The sequence below is a fragment of the Streptomyces humi genome, assembly GCF_001005085.2.
In the GTDB taxonomy this organism is placed as follows: Bacteria; Actinomycetota; Actinomycetes; order Streptomycetales; family Streptomycetaceae; genus Streptomyces; species Streptomyces humi.
On sequence record NZ_LBMU02000080.1, the window covers coordinates 24,446 to 37,679 of the forward strand.

At 72.8% G+C, this 13,234-nt stretch carries 11 protein-coding genes; 5 read left to right on the forward strand and 6 right to left on the reverse strand.

What is annotated here, in order from left to right; genetic code table 11:
* The first annotated feature begins 241 nt into the window (after positions 1–241).
* Positions 242–1,750, forward strand: a complete 1,509-nt coding sequence (locus AAW13_RS32135; RefSeq protein WP_046734102.1) for a cellulose-binding domain-containing protein — start codon at positions 242–244, stop codon at positions 1,748–1,750.
* Between the two features lie 89 nt (positions 1,751–1,839).
* On the opposite strand, the gene AAW13_RS32140 is transcribed toward AAW13_RS32135, so the two are convergent.
* From AAW13_RS32140 to AAW13_RS32150, 3 genes are read right to left on the reverse strand one after another with little or no spacing between them, the layout of a single operon-like run.
* A complete protein-coding gene (locus AAW13_RS32140; protein ID WP_046734103.1) occupies positions 1,840–2,841 on the reverse strand; it encodes an ABC transporter substrate-binding protein in 1,002 nt (333 codons plus the stop codon).
* Between the two features lie 23 nt (positions 2,842–2,864).
* The gene (locus tag AAW13_RS32145) at positions 2,865–3,896 is read right to left on the reverse strand and encodes an ABC transporter permease (RefSeq protein WP_046734104.1); all 1,032 of its coding nucleotides are present in this window, start codon (positions 3,894–3,896) and stop codon (positions 2,865–2,867) included.
* On the reverse strand, positions 3,893–4,687 hold the full coding sequence (locus tag AAW13_RS32150; protein ID WP_046734105.1) for an ATP-binding cassette domain-containing protein: 795 nt from the start codon (positions 4,685–4,687) through the stop codon (positions 3,893–3,895). The genes AAW13_RS32145 and AAW13_RS32150 overlap by 4 nt, the downstream gene beginning before the upstream one ends.
* Positions 4,688–4,887: 200 nt before the next feature.
* On the opposite strand from AAW13_RS32150, the gene AAW13_RS32155 reads away from it, so the two are divergent.
* The gene (locus tag AAW13_RS32155) at positions 4,888–5,898 is read left to right on the forward strand and encodes a LacI family DNA-binding transcriptional regulator (RefSeq protein ID WP_338059070.1); all 1,011 of its coding nucleotides are present in this window, start codon (positions 4,888–4,890) and stop codon (positions 5,896–5,898) included.
* A gap of 173 nt (positions 5,899–6,071) precedes the next feature.
* Here AAW13_RS32155 and AAW13_RS32160 read toward each other — a convergent pair whose 3' ends face one another.
* The 3 genes from AAW13_RS32160 to AAW13_RS32170 form a co-directional block, all read right to left on the reverse strand.
* A complete protein-coding gene (locus AAW13_RS32160; RefSeq protein ID WP_046734106.1) occupies positions 6,072–7,829 on the reverse strand; it encodes a DEAD/DEAH box helicase in 1,758 nt (585 codons plus the stop codon).
* Positions 7,830–7,916: 87 nt separating this feature from the next.
* Entirely contained in the window at positions 7,917–8,120 is a 204-nt protein-coding gene (locus tag AAW13_RS32165; RefSeq protein WP_046734107.1) for a cold-shock protein, read from the reverse strand.
* 198 nt (positions 8,121–8,318) lie between these two features.
* Entirely contained in the window at positions 8,319–9,638 is a 1,320-nt protein-coding gene (locus tag AAW13_RS32170; protein ID WP_046734108.1) for an acyltransferase family protein, read from the reverse strand.
* Positions 9,639–9,955: 317 nt separating this feature from the next.
* On the opposite strand from AAW13_RS32170, the gene rsgA reads away from it, so the two are divergent.
* From rsgA to AAW13_RS32185, 3 genes are all read left to right on the forward strand, one after another.
* Positions 9,956–11,050: a ribosome small subunit-dependent GTPase A gene (gene rsgA, locus AAW13_RS32175; protein WP_046734109.1), complete on the forward strand. Its 1,095-nt coding sequence runs from the start codon at positions 9,956–9,958 to the stop codon at positions 11,048–11,050.
* A gap of 122 nt (positions 11,051–11,172) precedes the next feature.
* Positions 11,173–12,555: a DNA-3-methyladenine glycosylase 2 family protein gene (locus tag AAW13_RS32180; RefSeq protein ID WP_206306301.1), complete on the forward strand. Its 1,383-nt coding sequence runs from the start codon at positions 11,173–11,175 to the stop codon at positions 12,553–12,555.
* 128 nt (positions 12,556–12,683) lie between these two features.
* Entirely contained in the window at positions 12,684–13,178 is a 495-nt protein-coding gene (locus AAW13_RS32185; RefSeq protein WP_046734785.1) for a methylated-DNA--[protein]-cysteine S-methyltransferase, read from the forward strand.
* Positions 13,179–13,234: the final 56 nt, after the last annotated feature.

The window sequence follows — 13,234 nt, forward strand, 5'->3', positions numbered from 1 at the left end:
GAGGCCGGAGTTGTGGGTCACGGCACCGAGTACGGCACTGAGCACGGCGGCTTGACGCAACACCGGTGACCGATGGTATGGGTGACGGCAAGGAATCGTCGCACGACCATCGGTCACCGGTTTTGAATATGCCGCTTGTCAGTTGTGCAGGAGACGTGAAAAGCTCGGGTCCTGCCGCGAGGTTCCCCCCAACTCCATTGCCGATATGGTGAGTTGACCTCGCATTGGATGCAGGAGACCCATGCCTGACCTGCCGACCCCTCAGGACGCCGCTGAGGCAGCGCTGTTCTCCGAATGCTGGGACGCGGTGCTCTCCTATGCCGACCTGTGCACGTCCGGCTCTCTGACGGCCAATCAGCTGGCCACCGAGGCCTTCACGCTGGGTATGCGCGAGGCCCGTGAAGCGGACTTCGCGCCCCCGCGCACCAGCGGACGGCGCGCCGCCCGGCTGCCGATGATCCCGCTGTTGCTCACCGCGGTCCGCAACACGGCCGCCGGCTGGGAGGCGCAGGGACTCGGGCACAAGCTCGACCCGGACCTGAGGCTGTGGCTCAACTCCGAGAAGGCCGCGCGCTACACGGGCCTGCCGTTGCAGCGGCCCGTCGCCCTGCGCGGCCTGCGGGACATGCAGGAGGCGGATGCCTCGCTGCTGTGGCTGGCCGAGGTGGAGGCGCTGCCGCTGCCCTCCGTGGCCCGCCGGCTCGGTCTCGACCCGGCCGTCGCCGCCCAGGAGCTGGAGCAGGTCCGCGGACTCTTCCGCGACCGCGCCCACCGAGCCCACCTCGACACGCCGATGGAAGCGGAGTGCCGCAGCTACGCCCGGCTGCTCGACGCGGTCACCCGCTCCTCGGCGGCCGACACGCCCGACGACCTCTCCCGGCACCTCGCCACCTGTGTGCAGTGCGCCGAGGCCGCCGCCTGTCTGCGGCTGCACGGCGGCGGACTGCCCGCGGCGCTGGCCGGCGGGGTCATAGGCTGGGGCGGCCTCGCCTACCTGGAGCGCCGCCGCCGTGCCGCCGAGGTACGGCTCGGCGCGGGCCGCCCGGCCGCCCCCGAGAGCGACGGCGGCGACCCCAAGGAGGGCACCGGCCGGAGCAAGGTGCTGCGCCACGGCCTACTCGGCGCCGCGGTGCTGATCTCGCTGGTCGCGCTCGGCGTCTCGATGATGCCGATGGGCGGTGGCGCCGGCGACGACACGGCCGCCGCCTCCCACGACGACCGCCAGCCGGTCGCCGACCCCACCTCCGTCCTGCCCTCCGCCTCGGACCCGGCGTCCACGCACACCGCCTCGGCCGCCCCGTCCTCCTCGGCCACCACCGGCAAGCCGGGCCACAAGAACCCCGACCCGGAGCCGCAGGGCACCTCCTCGTCCACCGCGAGCACCGGCCCCGACCACCGGGCCACCAGCTCCGCGAGCCCCACCGCCCAGGAGGCGGGCACCTGCCACGCCTCCTACGACCTGGTCAACCAGTGGACCGACGGCTTCCAGTCCACCGTCACCGTCACGACCACCCAGGCGCTGTCCGGCTGGCGGGTCGAGTGGTCCTTCCGGGACGGCCAGAAGGTCACCCAGATGTGGGACGCCTCGGTCAGCCAGAGCGGCGGGCAGGTCACCGCCGACGCGGCCGACTACAACCAGTCGGTCTCCGCGAACGGCAGCCTCTCCTTCGGCTTCCTCGGGACCTGGAGCGGCGAGAACTCCGCGCCGTACGCCTTCACCCTGAACGGCGAACCCTGCTCGCTGAGTTGAGCCGCGCGTACGACCGGCGGCCGGGCGGACCCACGAGGGCGGGTCGGCCCGGCCGCTGACGGCACGTCAGAGTGCCGCCGAGTACCGCGTCAGCACTGCGACTTGTAGAAGTACTTGCTGACCGACGGGTCGTTCATGTTGTCCTTCGTGATCGCCACCATGTCGGTGCCGATCGACTTGCTGACCGACTTGCCCTCGAAGGCGTCGGCGAGCTGGTCCACCGCCTGCCTGCCGATCGCCGCCGGGTCCTGCGCGACCAGCACCTGGAGGGTGCCCGCCTTCAGCGCGGCGACCTCGTCCGGCTCCGCGTCGAACGCGGCCACCTTCACCGCGCCCTGCTTGCCGGCCTGCTTCAGTCCGGTGGCGATACCCGTCCCGGTGTTGGTGTTGCCCGCGAACGCCCCGCCCAGGTCGGGGTGGGCGGCGAGCGTCGACTGGATCTGGGAGGCCGCCGTGGCCGGCAGGTCGTTGTCGTAGAGCGTGGGCAGCACCTTGATGTTCGGGTACTTGCCCATCTCCTCGGTGAAGCCCTTGATCCGTGCGTCGGTCGTCGACACACCGGGCTTGACGCTGATGACGATGACCGAGCCCTTCTCGTTCATCAGCTTCGCCAGCGCGTCGGCGGCCACCCGGCCACCCTTCTCGTTGTCCGACGAGATCCGGGTGATACCGACGGAGTCGTCGCTCACCGTCGTGTCCACCAGCGCCACCTTGGTGCCGGCCGACTGGATCTGCTTCAGCGACGGCGTCAGCGCGCTGGTGTCGACCGGCGATATCAGCAGCCCGTCCGGGCGGGCCGCCGCCACCGAGTCGAGCAGCGGGCGCTGCACCGACACGTCCCACTGCGCGGAACCGTCGGCCGTGAAGTCCATCCCCTTGGCCTTGGCCTCCTGCTGCGCCGCACAGGTCATGGTGATGTAGAACGGGTCGCTCTTCACCCCCGTGATCAGCCGCACCTTCTTGCCCTTGGCGCCGCCCGAACTCCCCGAGCCGCCACCGTCGTCCGACGAGCCGCACGCCGAGGCCGCGCCCAGGGCCAGCACCGTGCCCACCGCGACCAGCAACCCGCGCCTGCTGCGAATGCTCCCCATCACAGAGTTCTCCTTGTCCCTCGTCATGCGCGTTCCCGGGTCTTCCTGCGCAGCTGGTCGACGTACACGGCCACGACCAGGACCACGCCCACCGCCACGTCCTGCCAGTACTGCTGGACGCCGATCACGATCAGCCCGGTGGTCAGCACCGCCGGGATGAACACGCCGATCACCGTGCCCAGCACCGAACCGCGGCCGCCGAACAGGCTGGTGCCGCCGAGCACCACCGCGGTGATCACCTTCAGGTTGTCGGTGGAGTGCCCGGCGATCGACGTCGTACCGTACGAGGCCAGCCACATCACGGCGCCGAGCCCGGCCAGCAGCCCCATCAGCCCGTACACCTTCACCAGATGCCGGCCCACCGGAATGCCCGCCCGCCGTACGGCAGTCGGGTTCGAACCGATGGCGAGGGTGTGCTCGCCGAACCGGGTGCCGGCCAGCACCGCGCCGAACAGCGCGGTCACCACCGCGGCCAGGATCACCATCCAGGGGATGCCGAGCACCTTCCCGAAACCGAGGCTGTTCTGAAGATGGGTGGAGGCCGCCCCGGCGGGATCCTGGCCACCGGTGGCGAGTTCGGCGATCCCCAGTGCCGCGCCCAGCCCGCCCAGCGTCACGATCAGCGGCGGCACCTTGCCGCTCGCCACCACCGCGCCCTGGAGCGCGCCCCACGCCGTGCCCACCGCCAGCGCGATGACGACACAGAACGCGACCGTGCCCCAGCCGGAGTCCGGGCCGCCGTGATGGAGGTTGTACTCACCCGCCGCCACCGCGGCCAGCACCAGCACCGAGCCGATCGACAGGTCGATGCCCGCCGTGATGATCACGAACGTCATGCCGACGCCGAGCACCAGGTAGATGGCCGCGTTCACGGCGATCTGGGTGATGTCGTACGTGGTGAAGAACTTGCCCGGGGCGGCGATGGTGAAGAACGCCACCAGGGCCACCAGGATCACGAAGGTCCACAGTTCGTTGAGGGTCGCGGCCCGCCGGAGCCAGTCCGGCACGCCCGGACGGCCGTCGACGGCCGCCGCCTTCTGACTCTCCGCGGTCATCGCGCGCCCTCCGCTTCCTTGCCCCCGTTCGGGCCGTCCAGCGACCCGGTCATGGCCCCGACGAGCTCCTCGATCGTGGTGTCCGCCGCGGTGTACGACGCGACGCGCCGGCCCAGCCGCAGCACCTCCACCCGGTCCGCGACCGACAGCACCTCGGGCATGTTGTGGCTGATCAGCACGACGCAGATGCCCCGGTCGGCGACCTTGCGCACGGTCTCCAGGACCCGGGCGCGCTGGACGACGCCCAGGGCGGCGGTCGGCTCGTCCATGAAGATGACCTTGTGCGCGAAGGCGACCGCGCGGGCCACCGCGACGGACTGCCGCTGACCGCCGGACAACGTTGTCACAGCAGCCGTCACATCCTTCAGTTCGACGCCGAGTTCGGCGAAGGCCTTGACCGCCTCCCGGCGCATCGCGGGCCGATCGAGGACGCCGATGCGGCCGAGCAGCCCGCCGCGTACGCTCTCCCGGCCGAGGTAGAGATTGGCCGCCGCGTCGAGGTCGGGTGCGAGTGACAGGTCCTGGTACACCGTCTCGACGCCGTGCCGCTGGGCGTCCATCGGGCCGGAGAACCGCACGGGCGCCCCGTCCAGGCGGACTTCGCCGGCGTCGGGCGCGAGGACGCCGGACAGTACGTTCACCAGAGTTGACTTGCCGGCGCCGTTGTCGCCGATCAGGGCGACGACCTCGCCGGGATATGCCGTGAAATCGGCGCCCGAGAGCGCCTCGACGTGACCGAAACGTTTGACCACGCCGTGTGCGGTGAGCAGTGGTTCCCTTGCAGAGGCCATGTTGTGCCTTCTGGTTGGTATCGTTAACAGCTTGGCTGATTCTTGGGGCGCCCACAGCGGGGTGTCAAGGGTGGTGCACACGGCGGCCGATCGCGGGGCCGGGTCCTCGATTTCCCTTGTCCGCACGGCGGTTGATATGCCGTCGAGTTGGTAACGTTAACGAGTCGACGCTCAAACGTGACGCAGGTGGAGGACGTGGCGTGGCAGCCACCCGGCCGACCATGAAGGACGTTGCCGCGGAAGCGGGCGTCAGCGCGATGACGGTGTCCCGCGTCGTCAACGGAGATTCGGCCGTCGCCCCGCGGACCGCAGCACGGGTGGAGGCCGCGGTCCGCAAACTGGGCTACCAACGGGACGACGTGGCTCGGCAGTTGCGCCGCACCCATGAACTGAGCCAGACCATAGGGCTGTTGGTCGACGATGTCGCCGACCCCTTCATGGCGGCGGTCGCCTCCGCCGCCGAGGACGTGGCCCGGCAGCGCGGCAGCGTCATGCTCATCGGCTCCAGCCGGGCCGATCTGCGCCGGGAGCGCGAGGTGATCGCCGCGTTCACCGCCCGCCGAGTCGACGGGCTGATCCTCACCCCGGCGGCCGGCAGTCACCGGTTCCTGCGGCCCGCCCAGGTGCAGGGCACGAAGATCGTCTGTGTGGACCGGGCGGCACCCGGTCTGGACGTGGACGCCGTGGTGGTCGACAACTTCGGCGCGGTGCGGGAGGCGGTCGGGGCGCTGGTGGCACACGGCCACCGCAGGATCGGGTACGTCGGGGACAGGCCGGAGATCTGGACGTTCGGCGAACGCCGGCGGGGCTATGTCGCCGCGCTGGCGGCGGCGGGGATCGCGGCGGATCCGGCGCTGGTGAGGGAGGGTGCGCGGTCGGGGCCGGAGGCGGCGCGGGCGGTCGCCGGGATGCTGGCGCTGCCCGACCCGCCGACGGCGCTGCTGGCCGGCAACGAGATCCTCGCCTTCGGTGCCCTCACCGAACTCCCGCCGGGACTGGCCTTCGTCGGTTTCGACGACTTCGCGCTCGCCGCCCGGCTGACCCCGCCCGTCACGGTGATCGCCCAGGACCCGGTCGCCCTCGCCACCAGCGCGGCCCACCTGCTGTTCGCCCGCATCCACGGCGACACCTCCCCGGCACGCACCGTGGTGATGCCGACCCGCCTGATCCAACGCGGCTCGGGCGAGATCCCGGGCCCGTTCGCCGCGTAGGGGAGCCGGGCGGCATTCCCTACGGGGGCCCGGAAGCCCGCCGGAACCGGGAGCCTGTCGAGGTCCGGGGGCGGGTTCCGGCGGGCACAGCGGCCCCGCCCACCGTTTCTCGGAGCTCGCCGGGGGCGGAATGCCCGCCGGAACCCGCTGTTCGGCTGGGCCCCGGGTGCCGGTCAGTCGCCGCGGGTGGCGGTGCCTCTGGTGCGGGTGGCGGAGCCCCTGGTGCGGGAGGCGCCGCCGGTGGTGCGGGCCGGGGAGCCCGCGCCGCGCTGGGTGGCGGCCGTCGTGCCGCGGGCACCGGCGCCCGCGGCACGGGCGGAGCTCCCCTTCGCGCCGCGGGAGGACGTGCTCCGGGTCTGGCCGGCGGACGTGCTCCGGGTCTGGCCGGTGGACGCGGTCCGCGCCTGGCCGGTGGACGCGGTTCGGGACTTGCCGGTGGTGCCCGTCGCCTGGTCGGTGGTGCCCTTCGTCCGGGTGTTCGTGCCGGCCGCGCGGCCGTTGGTGTTCGCCGTCCGGGTCGTGGTGTCCGGGGACCCGGAGCCGCGGGTGCCGCCCCGGCGGCGGGCGGACCGTCGGCCGCTGTCGGTGCCGGGCCTGCGGTCCGGGCGGGACGCCTGCGGTGGCGTCGGCTGGGGGACCTCGATGGTGACGGGCACGCCGGAGGGCTCGCGGGCGCCGGTGAGGGTGGCCAGCTCCGTGTCGGCCGACGTGACGCGGGCCGTCCTGGGGCGGATGCCGGCGTCGGACATCAGCCGGGTGACGTCCCGCTTCTGGTCGGGCAGGACCAGGGTGACCACACTGCCGGAGCCGCCGGCGCGGGCCGTGCGGCCGCCCCGGTGCAGGTAGTCCTTGTGGTCGGTCGGGGGATCGACGTTCACGACCAGGTCGAGGTCGTCGATGTGTATGCCCCGGGCCGCGACGTTCGTCGCCACCAGCGCCGTGACCTGGCCGTTCTTGAACTGCTCCAGGGTCCGGGTGCGCTGCGGCTGGGAGCGGCCCCCGTGCAGCGCGGCCGCGCGCACGCCGACCGCCAGCAGCCGCTTGGTGAGCCGGTCGGCGGACCTCTTGGTGTCGAGGAAGAGGATGACCCGCCCGTCACGGGCCGCGATCCGCGTGGTGACGGCCTTCTTGTCGGTCTCGTCCTGCATGTGGAGCACGTGGTGCTCCATGGTGGTCACGGCTCCCGCGGACGGATCCACGGAGTGCACCACGGGGTCGGTCAGGAACCGCTGCACCAGCCGGTCGATGTTGCGGTCCAGGGTGGCCGAGAAGAGCATGCGCTGCCCGTCGGGCCGTACCAGCTCGATCAGCTTGGTGATCTGCGGCAGGAAGCCCATGTCGGTCATCTGGTCGGCCTCGTCCAGCACCGTGACGGCGACCCGGTCGAGCACGCAGTCACCGCGCTCCACGAGGTCGTTCAGCCTGCCGGGGGTCGCGACCAGCACCTCCGCGCCGCGCCGGAGCGTGGCGGCCTGCTTGGTGATGGAGAGCCCGCCGACCACGGTGGCCACCCGGAGGTTCACCGCGGTCGCGTACGGGGTCAGCGCGTCGGTCACCTGCTGGGCGAGTTCCCGGGTGGGCACCAGCACGAGGGCGAGCGGGGCCCTGGGCTCCGCGCGCAGACCTGCCGTGCGGGCCAGCACCGCCAGACCGAACGCGAGGGTCTTGCCGGACCCGGTACGCCCTCGTCCCAGCAGGTCACGGCCGGCCAGCGAGTTGGGCAGGGTGGCGGCCTGAATGGGGAACGGGTCGGTCACGCCCTGCGCGGCGAGGGTCTTCAGCAGCCCTGCGGGCATGTCCAGGGCCGCGAAGTCCTCGACGGCGGGAAGCGGGGGCGTCGTGCTTTCCGGCAGCCGGAACTCCGTCGACGACGATGCGGCGGGTCTGGTCGAGGGGGTGCGCCGGTTCGGCTTCTGGGGCCTGCGGGACATGCGGTGGTCTGCCTTCCTGGAAACAGCACAAACCGGGGTCCGCACCTTGACGGTGCGGACCCCGGTCAGCGGATACGCGTCCGGTGATCAGGCGGGGACGATGTTCTCCGCCTGCGGGCCCTTCTGGCCCTGCGTGACGTCGAAGCTGACCCGCTGGCCCTCGAGGAGCTCACGGAAGCCCTGGGCGCTGATGTTCGAGTAGTGGGCGAAGACGTCGGGGCCGCCGCCGTCCTGCTCGATGAAACCGAAGCCCTTTTCGGAGTTGAACCACTTCACGGTTCCCTGTGCCATGACATTCTCCTTCTGTAGGCAGAGGCCCCATCCGGAGATGCCGGAAAACAAACAATGCGCCTGATGGATTGAGCATTCCCGTCAGGCGCACATAAGTTCATGGGTACCACAACTGCGACTCCACGACCGTAGCACAGCTCGCCGGACCGTGCCGGTCGACGCGTCGCCTTTCACCCGGCCGGCCTACTCGCGCCCGGTTCACACCCGGTCCGCCACCCGGGGCACTGCGGGCCGGCCGGGCCGGCGGGCCGCGGTCCACCCGGTGAGCAGCACCAGCGCGGTGCCCAGCGTCAGGCCCGCGGCGGGCAGCAGGGGGAGCCGCCCGTCCGGCGCGAAGCCCCGCACGGCCAGCCGGCTCAGCGCGGCGACGGTCATGGCCAGACCGGGCCACAGGGACCAGGCGCGCCGCAGGCCGGCGTCCGGGCTGGTCCGCTCGTACAGCACGGCCAGCCCGCGCTCCAGCGGACCGAGCACGGTCACGACCCCGGCCAGGACCACCCCGAGCACCAGCAGCCACGGCAGCCGCAGCGCCCACCAGGCGGCCGACCCCACGCCCGGCTCGGGTGCGAGGCCGGTCAGGTAGAACGCGGCGGCGGCGACCAGCACCGGCAGCATGTGCCACAGGTACAGCGTCATGCTGGCCGCGCCCACGGGACGGACCACGCGCCACACCCGCTCGCGGTCCAGCAGCCGCCGTACCGGCGGCGCGACGAGCAGGCACAGCCCGACCTGGGCCACCACCCACGCCAGCATCGCGGCCGACGGCGGATCGGTGTTGCCGGGGTGCTGCCCGGTCACCAGGATCAGGCTGACCGGGAACGGTCCGAGGGTCACCAGCGCGGCGAACGCGGCCACACCGCCCGCCGCCATCACCGGCGGCAGGAGCCGCCGCCCGGTCAGCAGCCCGTCGCGCCAGCAGAAGCCCAGCTGATAGGCCACGCCCCAGACGAGCAGGTAGTCGAGCAGCCCCACGTACGGCATGTGCTCCCGCACCACGAGCACGTCGACCACCAGGGCCGCCGCACCCATCGCCGGCGGCACCCGCGCCCCCCAGCGCCGGTGCGCCGCGTACATCACCGGTGTCAGGGCGCTGAGCATGAGGTACACCGGCAGGAACCAGAACTGCATCGCCATCGCCCAGCCCACCAGTGCCAGCGTGTCCGCGTCCACGCCGGCCGCCGCACTGACACCGACGGCGAGCAGCACCAGACCGCTGTAGACGCCCACCGGCAGGAGCAGCCGCAGCGCCCGCCGCCCCAGCCACCCGGCGGCGGTGGCGCCGCTCTCCCGGGCCCGCGCCCAGGAGCCGCCCGCGGCATGGCCGCCCGCCAGGAAGAACAGCGGCATGATCTGGAACGCCAGGGTCAGCCACTGGGTCCAGGGCACGGTCGCCAGCAGCTCCGGGGCGACGATCCGGCCGTCCGGCTCCCTGACCAGGACGGTGATGAGCCAGTGGCCGAGGACCACCAGCCCGATCGCCCACGCGCGCAGGAAGTCGACGTAGCGGTCTCGGCTCATGAGCGGACATGCTGCCGCAGCCCCGGCACCGACGGGCCGGGACGCCCATGCCGCAACCATTCCGTGCCCGGTACGACACCCCCCGCACCGCCGGCCGGTAATTCGTTGGCGCCCCTTCGCGCACACCCCTAGGCTGAGCCCCGCTTCACGCAGTGGCCGCCGGCCGCTGCCGTCCGCCGAGCAGGACAACAGGAGGTGTGACCGATGGCTGTCGTTGCGATGGGCGCTGCCCGTGACCAGAAGTTCATCCATTCCACCTCCGCGGCCACCGGCTGACCAACTCTCTTTCCCGGGGCCGCCCTTGTGAAGGGTCACCCTTGACTTCCAGCTCTGCTGACCTCTCCGCGCTCGCTCCCTACGGCTGGGACGAGGCCTGGGCGACGGAGTTCGCCCCCTACGCCGCCAAAGGCCTGCTGGCCGGGCGCGTCGTCCGTGTCGACCGCGGGCAGTGCGACGTCGTCACCGCCGGCGGGACGCTCCGCGCCGACACCGCGTTCGTCACCCCGCACGATCCGCTGCGCGTCGTGTGCACCGGTGACTGGGTCGCCGTCGAACCCGGCGGCAACCCGCGCTACGTACGGGCGTGTCTGCCGCGCCGTACCGCCTTCGTGCGCTCCACCTCCTCCAAGCGGTCCGAGGGGCAGATCCTCGCGGCCAACGTCGACCACGCCGTGGTCGCGGTGTCCCTCGCCGTCGAACTCGACCTCGGCCGCATCGAACGGTTCCTGGCGCTGGCCTGGGAGTCCGGGGCGCAGCCGGTGGTCGTCCTCACCAAGGCGGACCTGGTCCCGGACCCGGTGACCCTCGCGCACCTCGTCGAGGACGTCGAGGCGTCGGCACCCGGCGTGCCCGTCCTGACCGTCAGCGCGCTCGCGGGCGATGGCCTCGACGTCCTCGTCGCGCTGGTCGGCTCCGGTACGTCGGTGCTGCTGGGCCAGTCCGGCGCCGGCAAGTCCACGCTCGCCAACACGCTGCTCGGCGAGGACGTGCTGGACGTCCGGGCGGCCCGGGACGTGGACGGCAAGGGCCGCCACACCACGACCACCCGGAACCTGCTGCCGCTCCCGGGCGGCGGCGTGCTGATCGACACGCCGGGCCTGCGGGGCGTCGGCCTCTTCGACGCCGAGGGCGGGGTCGGACAGGTCTTCTCCGAGATCGAGGAGCTGGCCGACGGGTGCCGGTTCGCAGACTGCGCGCACCGGAGCGAGCCGGGCTGTGCGGTCCGCCTCGCGGTGGAGAACGGGGAACTGTCGGTGCGGCGGCTGGAGAGCTACCGCAAGCTCGTGCGGGAGAACCAGTGGATCGTCGCCAAGACGGACGCGCGGCTCCGGGCCGAGATCAAGAAGGACTGGAAGAAGAGGGGAGCCGAGGGCAAGGCGGCGATGGAGGCGAAGAGGGGGCGGTGGGAGTAGCCGTCAAGGGGCGGGGACAGGGGCAGTGACGGGGGCGGGGGAGAGGGCGGAGGCGGGGCGGGAGCGCCGTGTCCGTTTTCCGCCAGTGGCGTGGTCCGGCGTCGCTCACAATGGAACGCGTGATGGACGAGGACACCAGGTACGAGGCGGTGCGCAGCCGGGACGCGCGGTTCGACGGCGCGTTCTTCTTCGCCGTCGAGACGACCGGGATCTACTGCCGCCCCAGCTGCCCGGCGGTCACGCCGAAGCGGCGCAACGTGCGCTTCTTCCGTACCGCCGCCGCGGCCCAGGGCTCCGGGTTCCGGGCCTGCCGGCGCTGCCGCCCCGACGCCGTCCCCGGCTCGGCCGAGTGGAACGTCCGTGCGGACGTCGTCGGCCGGGCCGTACGGCTGATCGGCGACGGCGTGGTGGACCGGGAGGGCGTCGGCGGCCTCGCCGACCGGCTGGGCTACAGCGCGCGCCAGGTGCAGCGGCAGCTCACCGCGGAGCTGGGCGCCGGGCCGGTCGCCCTGGCCCGCGCCCAGCGCGCCCACACCGCCCGCGTGCTGCTCCAGACCACCGGGCTGCCGGTCACGGAGATCGCGTTCGCCAGCGGGTTCGCCAGTGTGCGCCAGTTCAACGACACCGTCCGCGCCGTGTACGCCACGACCCCGAGCGCCCTGCGCTCGGCGGCGCCCGGCGGCCGCGGCGCCCGGCGTGGCGACCCCGTCGCCGGGATCCCGCTCCGGCTCGCCCACCGCGGCCCCTACCAGGCCGGCCCCGTCTTCGATCTGCTGGCCCGCGAGGCCGTACCCGGTGTGGAAGAGGTCACGGGAGCTCCCGGCGCCCGCACCTACCGCCGTACCCTCCGGCTGCCCTACGGCCACGCCGTCGTCGCCGTCGAGGAACGGACCGCCGGCGCCGCCGCGGGGACCGGCGCCCACCCCGGCGGCTGGCTCGACGCGCTGCTCCGCCTCAGCGACCCGCGTGACCTGACCACCGCCGTGCAACGCCTGCGCCGGCTGTTCGACCTCGACGCCGACCCGTACGCCGTCGACGAGCGGCTGGCCGCCGACCCACGGCTCGCTCCGCTGGTCGAGGCCCGGCCGGGGCTGCGGTCGCCCGGCGCCGCGGATCCCGCCGAGGCGGCGGTACGGGCGCTGGCCGGCCCGGACGCCGAACGACTGGTCCAGCGGTACGGCAAGACACTGGACGCCCCGTCCGGAAGCCTCACCCACCTCTTCCCGGACCCCGCCGTGCTCGCCGGAGCCGAGCCCGCAGGTGCGCTCGGCGCGCTGACCGGGGCGCTCGCGGACGGCACGGTACGACTCGACCCGGGCGCCGACCGGGACGCGGCGGAGGCGGCGCTCCGGGCCCTGCCCGGCATGCCGTCGGCGGCCGTCGCCGTGATCCGCGTCCGCTCGCTCGGTGACCCCGATGTCGCCCCGCCGGACCTGGACGTACCGGACGCCTGGCGGCCGTGGCGCTCGTACGCCGTCCGGCACCTGCTCGCAGAAGGCCGGTAGAAGGCCGTTAGAGGGCCCACAGAAGGCCCGTAGAAGGCCCGTAGAAGGCCGTTAGAAGGCCCGCAGAAGACCCACAGAAGGTCTGAGAAGGCCCGTAGAAGGCTCATACAGGGAGAGTCGAGGAACTGATGGACGTCACCTACTGGACCCGGATCCCCTCACCCGTCGGCGAGCTGCTGCTGACCGCCGACGCGGACGGGGCGCTGTCGTCCCTGTCCGTGCCCGGACAGAAGGGCGGCCGGAGCGTCGAGGCGGGATGGCGGCAGGACCCCGGTCCCTTCACGGCGGCCGAGGAACAGCTCGGCGCCTACTTCGCCGGTGAACTCAGGGAGTTCCGGCTGGAGTCGCGGGCGCGGGGCACCGAGTTCCGGGAACGGGTGTGGGCCGCGCTCGACGACCTGCCGTACGGGGCGACGACGACGTACGGGGAGATCGCCGCGCGCATCGGGGCGGCCAGGATGGCGGTCCGCGCGGTCGGCGGCGCGATCGGCGCCAACCCGCTGCTGATCGTGCGGCCCTGCCACCGGGTGATCGGCGCCGACGGCTCGATGACCGGCTACGCGGGCGGACTGGAACGCAAGGTCCACCTGCTGAGGCTGGAGGGACTGGACATCGTCCCGTAGGAGCCCGGAGAACGGCGCGACCCGCCCCCACGGCCCCACGGCCCCACGGCCACACG